Consider the following 19,975-nt stretch of genomic DNA (forward strand, 5'->3'; position numbering starts at 1 on the left):
CGATCGCATTGTTTGAAGCTTTTTCCAAGCAGCCTCATTATCAGTTTTTACTTTCTAGCTCCACACTACATTTATTCTCAAAGCGATCGCAAGTCCACACTAGCGACTCAGCAAAACTTTTCAGTTAGTAAAAGAAGATTCGCGATGCTTGATCAACGTCTCCACAGGCAACGCACTCCGCAGATGTTGCCAAGGTAAAACTTGATTCACATCCCAATCCTCATGCACATACCAAGCAAGGGGCGGCAACTGTCCCCGCAATTCCTTAAAGGCGCGTTTGTAAGAGCCATCACTCGGCACATCCCCATCGCTATAGCTGCAAGCCAAAATTAATAACTTAGTCAAACGGCGATCGCCTCTCGAAATAAGCGCTTGCACCAGTGAATCTTTGTAACTCTCAGGACGAAAATCTATCCCTTTCGGTAATAGCTTCTTACGGAAATACTGCATTTTCTTCTCAGCGGTCGTGCTGACACCTTGCCACTGCCAAGGCGTATGAGATTTCGGAACAAAGGTACTGCAACCAAAGGTGATTTTTAATTTTGGTGCAATCTTACGCAGGGAAACTAGCATCTCAATCGTTTGCTCGATATCGTCATCATTTTCCATCGGCACACCTGCCATCCCATAGAGCTTTAAAGACTTCAAACCACCAGCCTGAGCATTGATCGCCGCTTGCTTAATTTCATCATTGTGCAACTTCTTATTAATGATTTCCCGCAAACGTTCAGAACCACTTTCGATCGCAATAGTAACAGACCGACTATCACGAGTAGAGAGAATTCTTGCTAATTTCTCTGTCAGTGTATTGGTACGCACCGATGCAAGACTGAGGCGCACATCATCAAACTGCGGCTGAGCGAGATGATCTAGTAAAGTATCAAATTCAGGATGTTGGGTAATCGAAGCACCGAGCAAACCTAAACGTTTGGTTACAGTTAGTCCTTTAGCGATCGCAGGCATCAGACTTGACTCTAAACTCGCAGTCCGAAAGGGAAGCGTGAGATAACTAGCTAAACAGAAGCGGCACATCTCTGGGCAACTCCGCACCACTTCCACCATAAAAATGCTTTCCCATGCTGCTTTTTCGGTCACAACCGTAGAAGCTGAGAGCGTATTGCCTTTGTAGGTTTGTTTATGGATGATTGCGGGAATCTCGGAATCAATGGGTTGAATGGAAGTAATTGCACCATCATCGGATTCGTAGGTAACTGCATAGAACTGCGGAACATAAATTCCATCTAGTTTTGCTAAATGGCGCAATTTTACTTCACGGCTAGCATGACGTACTTCTTGATAAGCATTGAGGAAGTTCCCAATTAATTCTTCGCCATCACCGAGTAAAACAATATCAAACCATGCTGCGAAGGGTTCAGGATTGGCGGTGAGGACTGGTCCCCCACCGAATACTAATGGATGCTCATCAATGCGATCGCAAGTATCAATGGGAATCTCAAATTTTTTTAATGCGGCAAGAATATTGACATAATCCAGTTCCCACGAAAATGAAAAGCCTAAGATCTCAATCTGGCGGGGTAAATCCTCATGGGCATCGGTAAACCAACGACTGACATTAACTTGCGATCGCGTGGCTAGGTTTGCCCAAACTCCTTGATAGCCTAAGCTGGTAATTCCTACGGTGTAGGTATTTGGAAAAGCAAAGACAATATTTACTGCATCATGGTCTGGTGTAGTGGGGTCAAACAGTAAATATTCAGACTGAAAATAGGATTGATTCAAGGTTTCGGCAATAGATCGCAATATCGCTATTATGCCAGTAATTTTTGATCGCTGAACCAATAGCCATTTTGAAAAGTGTTGCAAAGCAACACTTTTCAAAATGGCTATTGGTTCTAGTTAAGCAATCCGCATTTCCTCAATAAAGGAAATCCCATCAAAAACTCCATCCTTAAAGGCTTGGGTGCTACGAACGCGATGATTTTCGCTTAGTAAAGTCATTGTTTCTATAAACGTAATGAGCGCACCATCTTGAGTCTTATTTGCCCGAAAACAAACTAAATCCTGACCAGCATCCCATGCGATCGCCGAAAAATCACTATAACTACTTGAACACATTTTCAAAATTCGATCCTCAAATTGCCCTTCAAAATCAAGCTGAAGGCGCGAACCATCGGCGTATTCATACTTGTTCACCTGTTGATACTGATTACCTGCGATCGCGATCGTAAAGCTGCCGACAAAGCTCCGCGAAAAATGTCCCTGCTGATCAGTTTTAATATACTCACCCTTCCAAGTGCCAATATGACGGGTAAATATTTCAGGAACTTGTTCTAAATTTGGAGTAATTTCAGAGGTTGTAATCATTTAATTTGTTTTTTCTAAACAACTTTGCATTTATGGTTTGAGAGAGTGCGCCCCGAAGGGGCGCACTCTCTCTATTTGTTAACGACGACCAATTTTTCGACTTACTTCGCGACTTGTGCGTTGATATTCATGGACAATTGGTAATCTCTCGGTCTGGTATTTTTCGAGCGCCTCGTCAATACTGGCGCTCGATTTGAGATACTGCGTTAGCAACAAGCCATCTTCCCATCCTGAAGTCATACCTCTAGCGCGAGTAGAACTCTTCGCGTGAGCCGCATCACCAATTAAAAGAACGCGCCCATCATATAACTGAGGTAAGGGATCGATATCGTAGGAGTAACGACAAATCATCGTTTCTGGATGTGTTGATTCAATTACCTTTCGGGCATCTTCTGGAAGTTTCGCTAATTCTTGAGCAGGAATATTTGTATTAATCGGCTGTAGCATTCCCTTCTCAGCATCCGTTTGTTCAGTTTCAATAAAGAATCCCCAATGGGTATGAGTAGCATCAATATGAAAAAAATTGGCATAAATGCCGCGACCCCGCACATAAACAAAAAAGTTACCTTCGGGACAGAAGCTATGATCTTCAACAATTCCGCGCCAAACGAGATCCCCTAAATAGTGAAGCTCAACATTGGGAACGACAGACTGACGCACCTTAGATAGAATCCCATCCGCACCAATAATTAAATCTCCTTCCCATTGACTACCATCTTTAAAATGGGCGATCGCACTACGACCAGTTTGAGAGATTGTAGCTAATTGAGCATTAAATTGAATCCGATCGGTTGGTAAAGTATCGAGAATTGCTTCTAAAATTGCCTTGCGATGGACGAGCATTCCTGGCAGTTCATCTTCCGCATAGGTAACAGATTCTGAATTGATGAATCCCCCCTTAAGATTACGGAACTCAAACAATTTAACAGGATTACCAGCTTCAATAATTTTTTGAGTGATTTTGGGGTTGCCCTCATGCAGAGCTTTCATTCCCGATTGGACGATTAGAATGCCGCATCCATCGGTACGGACTACTGGGGCTTTCTCAAACAAGGTAACTTGAAATCCTTCTTGAATAAGTAGACTGGCAAGATAAGCCCCTGATGTTCCTGCGCCGATAATACCTATCTTGCTGTTGGTAGAAATCATTTGAGCCTCTTTGACGTTTAATTTGGCGTTGTTTTGATCATAATCAATATTTCTTTATCTATCAGCTTTTTGTATTTTATGTAACATTGCCATAACTCTAACTTAGAAACTATGTAAGAGTTACTTTCTATTGAAAAAAGCTCCAAGAGATCCCCCCAATCCCCCTTTTTAAGGGGAGGGGTGGGGGGATCTAGACAATTCTTAAATGGGTTCTTAAGCGCATGTTTGCAAGGCGGATATCTCCGCACTCACAATTCGATCTAGATTTCTAGTTATCTTCTCCATTTCCCAATTCCACCAAGCAATTTCGAGTAACTGCGCGATCGCTTGATCTTCAAATCTTTTACGAATCAATGTAGCAGGATTGCCACCAACGATCGCATAGGGTGGCACATCCTTAGTAACCACAGATTTGGAGGCAATTATCGCGCCGTCGCCTATTTTTACGCCTGCCATAATCACAGATTCATAGCCAATCCAGACATCATTCCCAATCACAGTATCGCCTTTGTAAGGGAATTCCAGATTTTGCGGTTTCCATTCATTCCAAAAGATTTGAAATGGATAGGTAGAGATACCAGACATACTATGATTTGCGCCGTTCATGATGAATTTCACGCCACGAGCGATCGCGCAAAATTTACCGATGATCAGCTTGTCGCCAATAAAGTCAAAGTGATACAGGACATTACGTTCAAAGTTTTCTGAATCTTCTGGATCATCGTAATAGGTGTAGTCGCCAATGATGATATTCGGGTTAGTAACTGTGTTCTGAATAAAACAGACTTGTGGAAATCCTGCCATTGGATGGGGATTTGTGCGATCGGGATAGTTCATAGATGCCACTCATACTGAATCTCAAAATGGCATAGCCATTTTATGGATTTAAAACCTTTACTGGGCTTATTTTTTGAAGGGAATCAACAGGGATTTGCATGTTTAAATCAAATATTTTGCCAAAGCTTTGGGCGATCGCTTCCTTTATTTTTACAAACTTAATATCTGGTACAAACTGATCAAGATTACAAACTTGGCAATTGGTAATTCCACAAGGCACTATGCGATCAAATCCTGATAAGTCCATATTTATATTCAACGCAAATCCATGCATGGTGATCCATTGACTAACCTTAATGCCAACTTGAGCGATTTTTTGATTTTGACCTGAGTTATTAATCCATACACCAGTTAAGCCTTGAATGCGTTGCGAAGCCACGCCAAAATTAGCTAATACTTGAATGATTACTTCCTCAAGTTGGCGCAAGTACCAATGCAAATCGCGTTGATGATAGTCAAGGTTTAAGATGGGATAGGCTACCAATTGCCCGATCGCATGATGGGTGACTTCACCGCCGCGCTCGATGCGATGGCATTCGATATGAGGATCATCAGGACTAAATTTTAAAAAATCTAAGCTCGATCCCTGACCAAGTGTATAAACAGCAGGATGTTCAATTAGCAATAAAACATCGGGTAAGTCTTTTCCTTCTCGTCTTGCTTGTTTGCGCTCCTCAACGAGTTCTTTCTGCCATTGCCATGCTGTTAGATATGGAATGGGGCGATCGCCTTGGTAAAGCAAACAAGTTCGATTCATATTAAAAGCTTGAATAACTATAGAAAAATAGGTAAGGGATGGGCGGCGCGAAGTGCCGCCCATCCCTTACCATGATAAATCATTTCCTTTTTAGGACCATAGCAATGTAAGTTTTGCTTAGGACATAAAACCAAAAAGATGAGTGGCGGCGCGAAGCGCCGCCACTCATCTTTTTGGTTTTGATTTTTCCTATCTATACTCTTGCGTTGCTATACCAGAAAAAGCGCAGTGAATTAAAACGGAAATCTTGGAATACGAATATTTGGTGTTGGTATCCTTGGGATTGAAATTGGGAAATTTGCACCTGGAAATAGACCATTAAAAACTGAACGAACCTTATCAATTCCGGGGATTTGATTGGTAAAGCCCTGAAATAGATTTCCTTGGAGTAGTCTGACAAACTCATTCTCCGTCAGTTGCTGAATTATTCCCAAAGTACCTTCCTGACTAACTTCAACCTTTTCACCAGCTTTGAGGACAACTTCATCTGATTGATCGGCAGGCTGTGAATCCTGTTCAATTTTGAGTGTCGGTTTGTCATTGGCTGGCTTTCCATTAAGAGGATCTACAGATTGCCCTCCCTGTTGAGGATTCGTTGTTGGTAATACTGGTCTTGTCGGTACAGTTGGTGTTGTAAATTGCTTTACCTTGGGCGCTATAGCTGGAGAAATGATATTGGGCTTCGGCTTGCTTGGTGTTGTTGGTTTAGTTGTTGGTTTAGTTGTTGGCTCGTCATCTTCATCAATGAGGGGAATTGCATTGCGCTTGACCACAACTTCACCCTCTAATACTGTGACCTGTTGATTACCTGACTCATCTACTTCTAGCAGATAAGTTGTTCCGCGTACACCTGTCGTAATCGATGCTGAGCAAGCATTAACTGCACCATTAATTAAAATTGTTCCCTTCCTCAGTCGGGCGCATTGCCCAATATTTAGAACTGAATTAGCGGATAACCGAGCAACTGCACCAGTATTAAACAAAAGTGCAGTCCTAGAATTACCAGTGCGGACTTGCTGTTTCTGTTTTGCTACATCCTTGAGAGATGCTCGCTTATTTTGAATAAAAACTTGATTTCCATCAAGAATTTCCTGCACAGTAGCTTGAGTTGATTGTGCAGATACAGGGGCAATCTGTGGAGCCGCTAGCGCAAAAATGCATACACCTGTCAAGAAAAAGGCAAGTCGCTTTCGGTGAGGCTGTCTAACAACTCCCTGTATAGAATTTGGTAAATGGTTCCATAAGTACATATGTGATTGATCTCCCTAATTGAGCTTGAGACAGGGTTTAATAAATTGAAGGTTGCGTCCCAATTTCTCGATCTCTAATCGCAAAAGACAGTTACATTATGCAAAAGGTTTCATTAACGTCTGAGTTAGTTACCAATAATAGTTTGATTTCAACCGATCAGGTGAGTTACCAAACTAAATTTCGCACACTTTTGACGAATGTTTCAGTAGCGATCGCCCAAGGGAGCAAAACTGCGCTAATTGGCGCAACGGGTTCGGGAAAAACGACATTTTTACGCTTACTCAATCGTTTGACCGATCCATCGGTGGGGACTATTTTTCTCGACGGCAAAAATATTCAAGAAATTCCCATTCAGACTTTACGGCGAAGGGTGATGCTGGTTCCACAGGAACCGAGCTTGTTGGGGATGACTGTGCATGAAGCGCTTAGCTATCCACTCAAGCTGCAAAATTTACCCCAAAGTGAAATTGATGGGCGATCGCAAAAATGGATTGACAAATTGCAAATTGATCGCAAGTTACTCAATCGCTCAGAACTAGAGCTATCCCTCGGTCAAAGACAATGGATAGCGATCGCCAGAGCTTTAATTATGGAGACAGAGGTAATCTTGCTAGATGAACCGACTTCGGCATTAGATCGAGGTTTATCGCATTTGCTATTAGATACCCTAACTGAGATAACTCAATCACCCCAGCCTGTAACCGTAGTCATGATCAACCATCAACTTGATCTAGTTCAAACATGGTGCGATCGCCTCATTTGCTTGCATAAGGGAGAATTAGTACAGGATGCTGAGGCAAGTCTAATCAATTGGCAAGAGATTGATGATTTGTTGAGACGCGATTCTAGTCCCCAGAAAAGCGATGAATTTTAATGCCAAGTTAAGCAATGGCTACGCTATTTCTTAGCCAAACGTGAGTTCGATATAGCCATTTGCGTCGAACATACGTTAAACAAAGGTTTGCTTAGCACAACCCAAAATACAAGTAGCGGCGCTTCGCGCCGCTACTTGTATTTTGGGTTTAACCAATTTGGTAGGTTTGGTTTCTACCTAGTTCTTTAGCTCGATACAATGCATAGTCAGCCGCTGTCACCAACACTGAAGGGTGGGAATCGACCATCGGAACCAAAGAAGTCACTCCCATACTTAACGTCACAAGCTCGCTAACAGCCGAATCCTCATGGGGTATGGCTAATTCTAGAAGCCCCTGCCGAATAATTTCGGCAATAGCCATAGAACCTTCGATGTCAGTATTTGGTAGCACTAGCACAAACTCTTCGCCACCATAACGCGCCGCCAAATCCGCAGGACGACGTACTGATTGCTTAATCAAAAGTGAAACCTTGCGTAGACAATCATCACCAACTACATGCCCATAGGTATCGTTATAGTTTTTAAAAAAATCAATGTCACACATGATCAAAGACAAGGGCAAATGCTCTCTAGCTAGTCTCTGCCACTCTTGATCTAAATATTCGTCAAAGCATCGTCGATTGGCAAGCTGCGTTAAACCATCTAAATTAACTAAGCGCCCTAATTTTTCATTAGCTTCTTGCAATAAAGTTTCCGCAATAATCCGACTATTAATTTCTTGTTTGAGTCGTTCATTTTGTTCTTGTAGCTGTTTTTGCAATCTTCTCAATGTGAGCTGATTTTCTACCCGAGCCAGTACTTCTGCTATTTGAAATGGCTTAGTGATGTAGTCAACCCCCCCAACAGCAAAAGCTTGTACTTTGTCTAAAACCTCGTCCCGCGCACTAATAAAAATGACAGGAATATCTCGAGTGCTATCAATCGACTTTAATTGCTCACAGACCTGAAACCCATTTATATTTGGCATATTAATATCCAACAACACCAAGTCAGGCATTTCAGTCTGTACGGTTGATAATGCTGTTAAGCCATCACTTACACCACTTACTTCATAACCCTTACGTGTCAACATACTTATTAGCAAATGTAAGTTGGGTGGCGTGTCGTCTATAACTAGCACGGAATCTTTTTTAGGCAAGGCTTCAGGCAGTTGCATGTTCCTATCTTTAGACCATTTTGAACGCAGTATGAGAATTTATCGCTCTATAGTATGGTTTTTGAGATACTAATTACTCCATATCTTGAAAATACATGAAAAGCTTATTGCCTAGATATAGCGAATTGTGAGAATTTGTCAGAAGCCCATATTTCAGACATGTTTCTCTCAAATACTTGAAAATCACCATAGATTATTTAGTTAAGCATGGTTTACCCATAATTGTTATAACAATTAAACTTTAGACTATCTATAGCTTAAAAATTGTATTGGAATATCTAGATTTTTTGCGGGAAATTTGTGTCAAATCAAAATGCTGGTTATTCAAACTGCTATGAAGAGGCGACCAACCCGTAAAGTGCTATCGCAATTCTGAATAAATTGGGACAGTTCGCTACTCTCTGAAATTTATTTTAATCTCTTCAGTTATTTTACTGATGTTACCGTAGAACAAAGATCGTCATCATGTTTCCATGTCACGTTAAAAGAGGATTTCGAGACCAAATCCCTAAATATTTGCAAAAGTAGTGGCTTGGTCTCCAAGTCCCAATTTCAGCGTTCTACGTAACATCAGTTATTTAGTCGTATAGCTGTAGTCAGTCTTGTTAATAGTGTGAAGTGGCGCTTCGCGCCACTTCACACTATTTGGGTTTTGATTTGTCCTGATACAGGTGGCTATAGCTATAGAACCCTAACATTGATGGCTATAGCTATATCAGTTAAGATACTTGGTAATGTTGAGTGTTCTCCCCTCCACATAAATTCTTTTAATCATTGTGTTTAGCTAATGTCTAGTAGTGCATCTCAAAGAATCGATCTCTCAGGAAGTGCTTTGGGAATGGTCTCAACTATTAGTTTCCCTGCGATCGTTGGAACTGCTGACATGATGCTCAAATCAGCAACGGTAAGACTGGTCGGTTATGAAAAAGTGGGCAATGGTTTTTGTACGGCGATTATCCGTGGTTCAATTACCGATGTTCGCATGGCTGTCGAAGCAGGAGCCGAAACTGCCAGAGAATTTGGGCAACTAGTCTCCACAATTGTGATTCCCCGTCCTTACCCCAATTTAGAAGCGATTCTGCCAATTAGTAGTCGCCTTAGTCAGTTAACAGATGGTCAATATAGCCGTCTGAGTAATCAAGCGATCGGTTTGCTGGAAACCAGAGGTTTTCCTGCGATGGTGGGAGCCGCCGATATGATGTTGAAATCAGCAGATGTAAATCTGGCAGGCTATGAAACTATTGGGGCAGGGTTATGCACAGCAATTATTCGTGGCAATGTCGCCGATGTGGCGATCGCGATCGAAGCAGGAATGTATGAAGCCGAACGTATTGGCGAGTTTCATACCCTGATGATTATTCCTCGTCCTCTTGACGATCTCGAAGAAACCTTGCCAACTTCAGAATATTGGATCGAAACACCAATACCTGTAAGCATCCCCATGATTTCCTTGCAAGAGCAAGAGCGAGAATTAGTACAATTACCTAACTTAGAGATTGCCGAAGTCGAAACTATTTCGATAGGCGATCTCTAAGATGATTTAGAAAAGCCAAAACAGTAAAAGCTTTGCAAAGCAAAGCTTTTACTGTTTTGGCTTTTGTAATTTTGTAGCTTATCCTGAACTCACGCTATACCAATTAACAAAATGTGAGTTCGATATAGCCATTTGCGGCGTGCGAAGCACGCCGCAAATGGCTATATCGAACTGACGTTAACAAAAGTGTTGCAACACTTTTGTTAATTAAAAACCAAACCTAGTAAGGTTTCTAAAAACACAAAATGGCTACGCCATTTTGTGTTTTGGTATTACTTAGGCATACAGAGCTATAACAATTATTGGGTTGAGAGCCTATTTTAAAAATGGGAAAGAAATATAGCAATCCTAAATGAGTTGTGAGAGTGCGACCCGAAGGGTCGCACTCTCACAACCCTCCAAATCTTACAAATCATTTAGGATCGCTATATATCTTGATGCTAATAAGCCAAGATTATATGCACTATTTAGATTTATCATGACGGCTTATATTGTCAAATGTACCGCCACTCGTTATCGTATATATAAAGATAGAGTTGAATATATTAATATTATTCATTCTCCCTGATTATTCAGATTTAGAATGGCTAAGTCTGTAGTAATAAATACTTATTTACTATTTTTTAATAACTAGGTTAAGTAAATTAATTGCAACAGTAAGTCAAAAATATCTCTGTAAATTAGCTGCGAAAGCTGACTACAAAAAATGTAGCTGCTGAAGCGCCGAGCGTCATCTCATTTTTATTTTGTATTAAAAATTTGAAATTTGATGTTTAAAGCGAACCGATCGTAGCTAAGATCAGTAGTTGCGCTTGTGCATCTACATCTTTTGATAGATACAACCTCAAGAACTTCAGTTTTTTAGAGAGTCGTAAGGACACTGACTTAAATTATGGCGATCGGTATTGGAATGATCGAGACCAGAGGCTTCCCCGCAGTTGTAGAAGCTGCTGATGCTATGGTCAAGGCTGCTCGCGTCACCCTTGTGGGTTACGAGAAAATCGGTAGTGGACGGGTAACTGTCATCATCAGAGGTGATATCTCTGAGGTGAAAGCTGCCATGGCTGCTGGTGTTGAAGGTGCAAATCGGGTTAATGGGGGCGAAGTTGTTTCGACTCATACCATTGCTCGACCACACGAAAACCTAGAGTACGTTCTGCCTATTCGCTATACGCGAGAAGTAGAGCAATTTGCTTTTTAAATTTACTTAGTAAAGATTGTCTCAAAAAGACTCTCTCAAAAAAGTATCAAAAGACTAAATTTTCATTAATTTCATTATCTGTTTTTTATAGGAGAACATTAATTATGGCGATCGCAGTTGGAATGATTGAAACCCTTGGTTTCCCTGCCGTTGTAGAAGCAGCAGATGCTATGGTCAAGGCAGCTCGCGTAACCTTAGTTGGCTACGAAAAGATCGGTAGTGGTCGTGTAACCGTTATCGTCCGTGGCGATGTATCCGAAGTACAAGCTTCAGTAGCAGCAGGTACTGAGTCCGTAAAGCGTGTAAACGGCGGACAAGTACTTTCCACACACATCATTGCGCGTCCTCACGAAAATCTTGAATACGTTCTACCTATTCGTTATACCGAAGAAGTCGATCAGTTCCGTGACAATGTGAACTCTATCCGTCCTATCAACCGTCCATAGTAAGGACTTAGCTAGCGCGATCAACCTTTATCCAAAGGTTGTTTTTGTTATTACTCAGACTTTGCCTAGCATCTATCCGTATTTCATTCATTCTGTAAACGTACTCATAACAATATGCAAATCGCTAAAGTTTGCGGTACGGTCGTCAGTACCTACAAAGAGTCCAATTTGTCTGGAACTAAGTTTCTGCTTTTGCAAGTTATTGATTTGCAAGGGCAGTTGCTTCCAGAGTACGAAGTGGCTGCTGATACAGTCGGTGCTGGGGTAGACGAATGGGTGCTATTTACCCGTGGTAGTGGTGCTAGACAAGTGACAAATAGCGAAAACCGTCCGATTGATGCCGCAGTTATTGCGATCATCGACACCGTGAGTCTGAGCGATCGCACTCTCTACAGCAAAAAATACAGTGAGAGAATGCTATAGAGGTATTTATTCGTAAGTATCTCTCGTTCAATTATTGATCAGCGCTAGTAAATATACAGTTCTCCGACGTTGTAGCTTAAGTTGTTATTTGGAGGAGCGCTTTTAAGTTCTTATACTCTCGATTTTGACAATCAGAATATAAGTAAAGCTTAGAAGTGCAGATTCACTATGGTAGTTCGTAGCTTTGCTGCCCCCCCTACACCTTGGTCTAGGAACTTGGCAGAACCCAAAATCGATCCATCCGCCTACGTTCATTCTTTTTCCAATTTAATTGGCGACGTTTATATCGGCGCTAATGTTTTGATTGCCCCTGGAACTTCGATTCGTGCAGATGAGGGTAATCCTTTTCATATTGGCAATAGTACGAACGTCCAAGATGGCGTTGTGATTCACGGTCTGGAAAAAGGTCGCGTGATTGGCGATGACGGTAAAGAATATTCTGTCTGGATTGGTGATAGTACCTCCATCACGCATATGGCTTTGATCCATGGGCCAGCCTATGTGGGGAATAATTGCTTTATTGGGTTCCGCTCGACGGTATTTAATGCGCGAGTCGGTGACGGCTGCATTATTTCCTTACATGCCCTTGTCCAAGATGTAGAAATTCCTGCGGGTAAATATGTTCCTTCTGGTGCAGTGATTACAACGCAGCAACAAGCCGATCTGCTACCGAATGTACGGGAATCAGACCAAAACTTTGCGAGTCATGTTGTCGGTATCAACGAGTCCTTAAGACAAGGTTATCGCTGTGCTGCTGATATTGCCTGCATTACACCGATTCGCCAACAACAAGAGAACTCGTCACAGCCAATCAGTGATGCTGCTGCCAGTTTTAATACACAGCTTAACAAGCAACATTCTAATCAAATTAATCAAAACCTTACAAATACACCAGCACAGAGGAATGAACCTATGAATGGGGATCTAGCACAGCAAATACGACAACTTTTAGCTCAGGGCTACCATGTAGCGGCTGAGTACGCCGATGAACGTCGATTTCGCACTGGATCTTGGCAGTCCTGTGCCATCCCACATACATCTGAAGCTTCAACCGTAATTGCGGCTGTCCAAAATGCTCTAGCTGAAAACGAAGGTGAATATGTGCGTTTGTTTGGAGTCGATCCTAAAGCTAAGCGCCGCCTTGCCGAGACAATTATTCAACGCCCCAGCGATAAGCCTGTGGTAATTAGCAATTCTGCTCCTAGTAACAATACTTACACTGCACCTAAAGCTTCATCTAATGGCGCAGCTAATGTGAGCAACAATGACATTTCTACCCAAGTTCGTCAACTTCTCGCTCAAGGATATCGCATTAGTACTGAGTATGCTGATGCCCGTCGGTTTCGTTCCGCAGCATGGATGACTGGCCCTGCGATCGATGCATCCAATGAATCTACAGTGATCGCGGCATTAAATAGTATTCTGGCTGAGCATGAAGGTGAATATGTGCGTTTGGTAGGAGTCGATCCTAAAGCGAAACGTCGTGTCGTAGAAACAATTATTCAACGTGCTGATAGTCAAGCGGTGAGAATTGGTCAGTCCAATGGTAATGGTGCAGCAGCCAGCTATAGCGCACCTCGTGCAACCAATGGCAATGGTGTGGCAAATGATGTATCAACTACCGTCGGTCAACTTTTGGCTCAAGGTCATCGCATTAGTGTTGAACATGCCGATGAGCGTCATTTCCGTACAACTTCTTGGCAGACTCTGCCCGCTATTACAGCTAGCAGTCCTGCGGCAGCGATCGCTGCTTTAGAGAACTACATTGCTGAATATAGCGATGAGTATGTGCGCCTTGTCGGAGTTGACACCAAGGCAAAACGCCGAGTTGTCGAACTGCTAGTACATCGCCCAGGGGGGCAGCCTGTAGCTGCAACTCGGACTGCGGTTAAGGTCAGCAACTCTAGCAATAGTTCCTATGGTGGCGGTAGTGTTGGTAATCTCAGTGCAGATATGCTGTCACGGATTCGTCAACTGTTGTCTCAGGGATATCGCATTGGCACTGAACATGCTGATGAGCGGCATTTCCGTACTAGTTCTTGGCATAGCTGTTCACCGATCGCCGCTTCAAACGAGTCTGAAGTAATTCGAGCCTTAGAAGCTTGTCTCGCTGAGCATGGTGACGAGTATGTGCGTTTGCTAGGTATTGACACCAAGGCAAAACGTCGCGTATTTGAAGGTATTATTCAACGTCCTGCAAAGTAACGTTTCTAGAGAACCTCGCAAAGCGAGGTTCTCTATTTAGAAAGTAATTAGCGAGTAATTGTTGTCAAGAATTTAGCAAAGCCCTTGATGAATTTATACCAAGTTAAGAAATGGCTACGCCATTTCTTAACTTGAAAACCCTTACTAGGTTTAGTTTTTAATTCACAAAAGTGTTGTCACATTCTCGTGAATTGGTATTAGAGAATATAAAAATCATGCAATCGAACTACTTACCACCTTTAGAACCGATCGGAGATTTTCGCTCCTACGTTTGTGGGGATGTAGTGATCGATGAGACGGCGGCGATCGCATCGGGCGTATTGATCCAAGCTGATCAGGGTGGACGAATTACGATCGCTGCAGGTGTATGCATTGGCATGGGTGCTGTTCTTCATGCCCAAGATGGACTTTTAGAAATTGGGGCTGGGGCAAATTTGGGGGCTGGGGTTCTAGTTTATGGAACTTGTAAAATTGGGGAAGGGGCTTGCATTGGTGCTTCGAGTTCAATTGTGCGTGCGGTAATTGGCAAAGGCGCGATCGTGCCACCTTGTTCTTTGATTAGTGGTTTAGAGCAAAGTGCAGTGGAGAAAGAGGCGAGTCCTGCGATCGCCCAAGAATTAGAAATTAGTAAGACTTATACGTCGCCCACAAACCACTCGTTTACACATACCTATTCATCGGCACAACCCTTAGCCAATAATCTTGGGCAGGCGATCGGCTTCAATCAAGCAAACTTAAATGGTGCTGATAGTATTGCTGGCAATGACAATATAGTTGAACGATCAACGACGGAAACCTATGTGCATACGAGCTTAACCGCAACACCAGAGAGTGTTATTGCTAACTCTGTAGAGCGCACAGTCACAGAAACACAGGTTGAGATTCCCACAGATGCGATCGCGGATCAGGGTTTAGAAACTGTTGATGTTTTGAGTGGACAAGCTAATCCAGCCGTAAATCCTCTAGAAGCCAATATCTCGACTCTAGCAACTGCGAATTCTGCACAAGCTAAGGCTCATGCTCAATCTCAAATTAATCGCTTCATCAAAAGGCTTTATCCACAAAACTAAATTACGGTAGCTATTCTCATGTTCTGTAGAAGCCGAGATTGGGGCTTGGAGACCAAGCCCCTACCGTAAAATGTAGGGATTTGGTTTCCAAATCCTCTTTCAAGATGACATTGAAATATCATGATTATCTATGTTCTAAGTAACACCAGTTATTAATTGAACGAATCAGAAGGAATTTTATACAACGCTTTCTAAGTACAGGACAAAAAATCAAAAATAGAACGCCAAAATCCCCTGAAATCGTTACTAAGTAAAGCTTTCGGGCTTATTGAGCCAAATCCTTACTGGGAGAGCATTTCAAGCTTTTTGTCCTGTACTTAGCAACGCTTTATAAAATTCTTTGCTTGGTTTTGAGCGCAAACCATGTAAATCACCCAGTTAGCGCTTTCTGATTTTTAATCAAACCTATACAGTAGAAACAAATGATAAATCACTTTGTTTCTGGGTTTGTATGGCTGATATAGCTATCGACCTGTATCAGGACAAATCAAAACCCAAATAGTGTGAGGCGGCGCTTCGCGCCGCCTCACACTATTTGGGTTTTATGTCCTAACAAGAAAGGCAACAGCTATAGTGCTAACTGTATGTGACTAAAATCACTCAGAACTTGATATCTAAATTACATTTTTACTTTTATATATCAATTATCATGAATGTAATTAAAGTGATATTTAGTCGATAAATCTGAAAATTATTATAGTCAAAGTCTATAAATGCACTTTAACTAAGGCTCTAGAAACAAAAAGAATCAAAGTTTAGTCATTGGGTTCGTTGGGAAAAGATTGTTGGAGGAATATGAAGATGAATAGCACTTTTAGCCTTAAATCTAGTATTGCCTTGCTAGTTTTGGGAACTGCTATGCTTGCAGCCCCCAAACAACCTACATCAACATTATTTGCACTTAGCGCTTACCAACCTGCGATCGCCGCCTCTGCGGTTGGTGCGATCGCCAGCACGATGCAATATGAAATTGTCTAACTTCAGTAAATTAAAGGAGTAGCTTTGCTACCCAAAAAACTAGAGGCGGTGCTTTGCACCGCCTCTAGTTTTTGGTTTTGTATAGCGACCGCTATATAAAACGGTAGAATATTAAAGAAAATTTTTGGCTTTGGTGGACAAGGGGCAATTTTGGAAAAAGGTACGCTAGTCGAAGTGAAATTGCATGGCGATCGCCGCCTTGTCGTAATTGATCGTCCTGAAGGTAAAAAACACTTTCAAGCGATCGATGAAAATGGCAATACCCACACCATCCATCCCCGCGAAATTAACTACACCATCAAAGCTAGTGGTGAAAATTCTAGTTTCACCCATCTGCAAATCCCCTCATTTTTGCAGAAAGTTGAAAAATTTCTCGACCCTTCTAGCCTAGAAGTCGCATGGGAAATTTTGATCGAAGATAACCAAGCTACAAATCCCAATGATCTGGCAAATCTTCTATTCTCAGAATTATCTGCGGTTACTTCCTACGCATCCTATTGCTTATTAAGTAATGACAAAATTTACTTTAAGCAAAAAGGCGATCTCTATGAGCCACGCTCAAGCTCACAAGTCTCCGAGTTAAAACATCAAGCTGATGCTGCGGCTCAAAGAGCTAAATTAATCGAAGAATTTCAGCAAAAGCTAACTGCCAAGCTTTCAGGTGGTGACGTAGCATGGACAACTAGCGATCGCAGTCGGTTAGATTGTCTAGAGCGGTATGCTCTTTATGGTGATGAAGCCTCAGACAAAGCTGCGGCTCAAGAGCTGTTAAGTTTTGCCAAACGTTCTAAAAATGAACAAGCTGCTTTCCAAATGCTCGTTGATCTCGGTATTTGGAGTGAGCATGAAAATCTTAATTTGCTGCGTAGCCAGATTCCGATTCGCTTTGCCAATGAATTGATTGCTGCCGCCCAAGAATGTTTCACTGCACCAATTCCTGACAACATGGGAGACTTGCGGCGCGATCTCACCCATCTACATGTTTATACGATTGACGATATTAGTACCACGGAAATTGATGATGGTCTGAGTATTGAGACGCTAGCGGATGGACGTAAACGCATTTGGATTCATATAGCTGATCCGACAAGATGGCTCGATCCTGAAAGTCCTCTGGATAAAGATGCTCGTAAGCGCGGAACAAGTGTCTACTTACCCACGGGCGTTATCCCCATGTTTCCGATTGAGCTAGCGGCTGGCCCCATGAGTTTGATTGAAAACAAAATCTGTCATGCGATGTCTTTTGCTGTCGATCTGGATGAAGTCGGCGCAGTTGCTAATTACGAAATTGTGGCAAGTTTGGTGAAGCCAAACTATCGCCTCACCTATGAAGATGTCGAAGAAATGCTACAACTCGGTGTGGAGGACGATCTCGATCGCCTTGCTGACTTTGCCCGTCTCCGCAAAAAATGGCGCGTTGATCAAGGTGCGATCGAAATTCATTTACCCGATACCAGCGTTAAGGTTGACTCTAAGAATGGCGATCGCCTCACCTTAGAACTGATGGAAGATACCTTCTCGCGTCAACTGGTCGCCGAGATGATGATCCTTGCAGGTGAAGTCGCCGCCAAATTCGCCCAGACCAACAATATTCCCATCCCCTATCGTTATCAAGAACAGCCTGAATTGCCACCCCTCGATACTTTGATGCAATTGCCATCGGGTCCCGTGCGTGAATTTGCGATTTGTCGCTGCATGACTAAAGGTTCATTAGGGCTGTATGCGTCGCGCCATTCAGGTTTAGGTCTGGATGCCTATGCACAGGTAACTTCACCAATTCGTCGTTATAGTGATCTACTAGCCCATTGGCAAATCAAAGCTTTTTTGCGCGGGGAGTCTTTGCCTTTTACGGCGGAAATGCTCACGGCTATTCTGCAAGCGATCGATCCTGCGATTTGGGATGCTAATCAGGTCGAGAAGCAGTCGGTACGTTATTGGAGTTTAGAATATTTGCGCCGCAACAAAGATGTTGTGTGGGAAGCGCTGATGCTGGACTGGCTACGTGAAAATGAAAAGCTGGCACTAGTGCTGATTGAGGACTTAGGCTTGAAGTTACCGATGCGAATTAATCGCCAGATTCAAGTGGGCGATAATCTCCGCATTAAAACTGGTGAAGTCGATCCCCGCAAAGACATTATTTATTTCCAAGAGGCGCAGCAATCTACCTCAGTGTTAGAAATGGAAATGGAGCGAGACAGCGATCGCCTTGAATCTGAATTTGCAACTCTGTAAAAAATAATAGGTGGCACTTCGTGCCACCTATTATTTTTTAATAATTCCCCAAACAAAATATAAGACCCGCTAAGCGAGTCTTATAACCTTAATGGCGATGATCGCGTCTTGAGTTATTTCTTACTGGTATAGGAATCAACTCAGGCTGGGGCTGATTTTGACCCAAAAGGGCTTCCAGAACGCGATTTAGAATTTCGCCGATCTCTTTCAGTGCTTTCTTGATCGCTTTCACTATGCTTGGCTCCCTATCATCGTCTAGGTTTATTTACCCAATCATAACAAATCTTTTCCTAAACAAATCTAAAGCTGACATTACAGTTGCCTTTCTAATCCAATTTCTTCCTCTAGAGGGACTAAAACGCAACTCGATCGCCTCGACTTTGCCATCGGGGTAGGCGATCCCCACATAAACTAAGCCTACAGGTTTTGTCTCCGTGCCACCAGTTGGTCCCGCGATCCCCGTAATGCTAATGCCCCAGTCAGATTTGAGCTTTGACTTGACCCCGATCGCCATTTGATCAGCAACGATCGCACTGACTGCTCCATGCTGATCGAGAACTTGGCGATCGACATGGAGTAAATCAACTTTGACATCGTTGCTATAACTGATCACGCCGCCGAGGAAATAACTAGAACTTCCTGATACCTCAGTTAGCGACTCACCTAGCCATCCGCCTGTGCAGGATTCAGCAACTGATAGAGTTTGACCACTCTCTTGCAAAAGCTTGCCTGCAACTGTTGCTAGAGTGTCGTCATCACTGCCATAACAAAACTCGCCTGTGAGTTCACGAATCTCCGCTTCGACGGGAGCAATCAAGGCGATCGCCTCTTCTTGAGTATTTGCCCTTGCCGTGATTCTCAGTCTTGCCTGTCCATAATTGGCATAGGGTGCAACCGTAGGATTTTTGAGATCGAATAAATGATTAACTTTGGTGGCTAGTGCTGACTCGGCGATGCCCCAGTACAGTAAAACTTTGGAATGAAATGTCCCCTGTCCATAGTTTCTAGATTGCAGCAATGGTGCAGCAGTTTGCTCCCACATGGGATAAAGCTCACTGGGTACACCAGGGAAAGTGAGAATCAATAAATTTGGTTTAGGCTCCCAGATCATGCCGGGGGCAGTGCCAACAGGGTTATGTAAAATCTCTGCGCCCTTGGGTAGTAAAGCTTGTTTACGATTGTTAGGTGTGAGATTCCGTCCTGTCTGCGCTGCCATCTGCTGGATGCGCTCCCAAATTTCGGGACGTTCTTCGAGAGGCATATTGAAGAAATTAGCGATCGCTTCAGTGGTGAGGTCGTCGGGTGTGGGGCCAAGTCCGCCCGTAGTGATGATCAAGTTAGAACGGCTAGCCGCAATTTCTAAAGCCTGATGAATGCGATCGGGATTATCACCAACAACGGTTTGATAAAAATGTGGGACTCCCAATAGGGCAAGTTGCTGCGCCAAATACTGAGCATTGCTGTTAAGAATTTCGCCCAGCAATAGCTCAGTACCAATGCAAAGAATTTCCGCGCCAACCTTCATATAAGTACCTGT

The 19,975-nt window shown here is 42.9% G+C and carries 18 protein-coding genes; 9 read left to right on the forward strand and 9 right to left on the reverse strand.

Annotated elements, in window-relative coordinates; genetic code table 11:
- Positions 1–120: 120 nt before the first annotated feature.
- From VB775_RS05215 to VB775_RS05240, 6 genes are all read right to left on the reverse strand, one after another.
- On the reverse strand, positions 121–1,761 hold the full coding sequence (locus tag VB775_RS05215; RefSeq protein ID WP_407072990.1) for a B12-binding domain-containing radical SAM protein: 1,641 nt from the start codon (positions 1,759–1,761) through the stop codon (positions 121–123).
- A 96-nt stretch (positions 1,762–1,857) separates the two neighbouring features.
- Positions 1,858–2,325, reverse strand: a complete 468-nt coding sequence (locus tag VB775_RS05220) for a DUF3598 family protein (protein ID WP_281005603.1) — start codon at positions 2,323–2,325, stop codon at positions 1,858–1,860.
- Between the two features lie 78 nt (positions 2,326–2,403).
- Positions 2,404–3,474, reverse strand: coding sequence for an FAD-dependent monooxygenase (locus tag VB775_RS05225; protein WP_281005604.1), 1,071 nt, complete (start codon positions 3,472–3,474; stop codon positions 2,404–2,406).
- Between the two features lie 213 nt (positions 3,475–3,687).
- Positions 3,688–4,311: a Vat family streptogramin A O-acetyltransferase gene (locus VB775_RS05230; RefSeq protein WP_281005605.1), complete on the reverse strand. Its 624-nt coding sequence runs from the start codon at positions 4,309–4,311 to the stop codon at positions 3,688–3,690.
- Positions 4,312–4,351: 40 nt separating this feature from the next.
- Complete coding sequence (gene lipB, locus VB775_RS05235) at positions 4,352–5,068, reverse strand: lipoyl(octanoyl) transferase LipB (RefSeq protein WP_281005606.1); 717 nt, start codon at positions 5,066–5,068, stop codon at positions 4,352–4,354.
- Between the two features lie 233 nt (positions 5,069–5,301).
- Positions 5,302–6,318 (reverse strand): FecR domain-containing protein, encoded by a 1,017-nt coding sequence (locus tag VB775_RS05240; RefSeq protein ID WP_281005607.1) that lies wholly within the window; start codon positions 6,316–6,318, stop codon positions 5,302–5,304.
- 98 nt (positions 6,319–6,416) lie between these two features.
- On the opposite strand from VB775_RS05240, the gene VB775_RS05245 reads away from it, so the two are divergent.
- Positions 6,417–7,193 carry an energy-coupling factor ABC transporter ATP-binding protein gene (locus VB775_RS05245; protein WP_281005608.1) on the forward strand — a complete coding sequence of 259 codons (777 nt, stop codon included), beginning with the start codon at positions 6,417–6,419 and terminating at the stop codon, positions 7,191–7,193.
- Between the two features lie 148 nt (positions 7,194–7,341).
- Here VB775_RS05245 and VB775_RS05250 read toward each other — a convergent pair whose 3' ends face one another.
- Positions 7,342–8,349 carry a response regulator gene (locus tag VB775_RS05250; protein ID WP_281005609.1) on the reverse strand — a complete coding sequence of 336 codons (1,008 nt, stop codon included), beginning with the start codon at positions 8,347–8,349 and terminating at the stop codon, positions 7,342–7,344.
- Positions 8,350–9,136: 787 nt separating this feature from the next.
- On the opposite strand from VB775_RS05250, the gene VB775_RS05255 reads away from it, so the two are divergent.
- The 8 genes from VB775_RS05255 (at position 9,137) to VB775_RS05290 (ending at position 18,438) form a co-directional block, all read left to right on the forward strand.
- On the forward strand, positions 9,137–9,883 hold the full coding sequence (locus VB775_RS05255) for a carbon dioxide-concentrating mechanism protein (protein WP_281005610.1): 747 nt from the start codon (positions 9,137–9,139) through the stop codon (positions 9,881–9,883).
- 892 nt (positions 9,884–10,775) lie between these two features.
- A complete protein-coding gene (locus VB775_RS05260) occupies positions 10,776–11,084 on the forward strand; it encodes a carbon dioxide-concentrating mechanism protein CcmK (RefSeq protein WP_094532067.1) in 309 nt (102 codons plus the stop codon).
- A gap of 104 nt (positions 11,085–11,188) precedes the next feature.
- Positions 11,189–11,530, forward strand: coding sequence for a carbon dioxide-concentrating mechanism protein CcmK (locus VB775_RS05265; protein ID WP_190578735.1), 342 nt, complete (start codon positions 11,189–11,191; stop codon positions 11,528–11,530).
- 114 nt (positions 11,531–11,644) lie between these two features.
- Positions 11,645–11,953 carry a EutN/CcmL family microcompartment protein gene (locus VB775_RS05270; protein ID WP_094532071.1) on the forward strand — a complete coding sequence of 103 codons (309 nt, stop codon included), beginning with the start codon at positions 11,645–11,647 and terminating at the stop codon, positions 11,951–11,953.
- 168 nt (positions 11,954–12,121) lie between these two features.
- Complete coding sequence (locus VB775_RS05275; protein WP_281005611.1) at positions 12,122–14,158, forward strand: ribulose bisphosphate carboxylase small subunit; 2,037 nt, start codon at positions 12,122–12,124, stop codon at positions 14,156–14,158.
- 215 nt (positions 14,159–14,373) lie between these two features.
- Positions 14,374–15,228, forward strand: coding sequence for a hypothetical protein (locus tag VB775_RS05280; RefSeq protein WP_281005613.1), 855 nt, complete (start codon positions 14,374–14,376; stop codon positions 15,226–15,228).
- A gap of 801 nt (positions 15,229–16,029) precedes the next feature.
- A complete protein-coding gene (locus VB775_RS05285; protein ID WP_281005614.1) occupies positions 16,030–16,206 on the forward strand; it encodes a hypothetical protein in 177 nt (58 codons plus the stop codon).
- A 150-nt stretch (positions 16,207–16,356) separates the two neighbouring features.
- Positions 16,357–18,438 (forward strand): ribonuclease catalytic domain-containing protein, encoded by a 2,082-nt coding sequence (locus tag VB775_RS05290; RefSeq protein ID WP_281005615.1) that lies wholly within the window; start codon positions 16,357–16,359, stop codon positions 18,436–18,438.
- 88 nt (positions 18,439–18,526) lie between these two features.
- Here the strand turns inward: VB775_RS05290 and VB775_RS05295 are convergent, their stop codons facing one another.
- Both VB775_RS05295 and VB775_RS05300 read right to left on the reverse strand, forming a co-directional pair.
- The gene (locus VB775_RS05295) at positions 18,527–18,670 is read right to left on the reverse strand and encodes a hypothetical protein (protein WP_176453178.1); all 144 of its coding nucleotides are present in this window, start codon (positions 18,668–18,670) and stop codon (positions 18,527–18,529) included.
- Between the two features lie 33 nt (positions 18,671–18,703).
- The gene (locus VB775_RS05300; RefSeq protein WP_281005616.1) at positions 18,704–19,963 is read right to left on the reverse strand and encodes a competence/damage-inducible protein A; all 1,260 of its coding nucleotides are present in this window, start codon (positions 19,961–19,963) and stop codon (positions 18,704–18,706) included.
- Positions 19,964–19,975: the final 12 nt, after the last annotated feature.

Origin of the sequence: Pseudanabaena sp. CCNP1317 (genome assembly GCF_034931345.1) — a bacterium.
Lineage (GTDB): Bacteria > Cyanobacteriota > Cyanobacteriia > Pseudanabaenales > Pseudanabaenaceae > Pseudanabaena > Pseudanabaena galeata.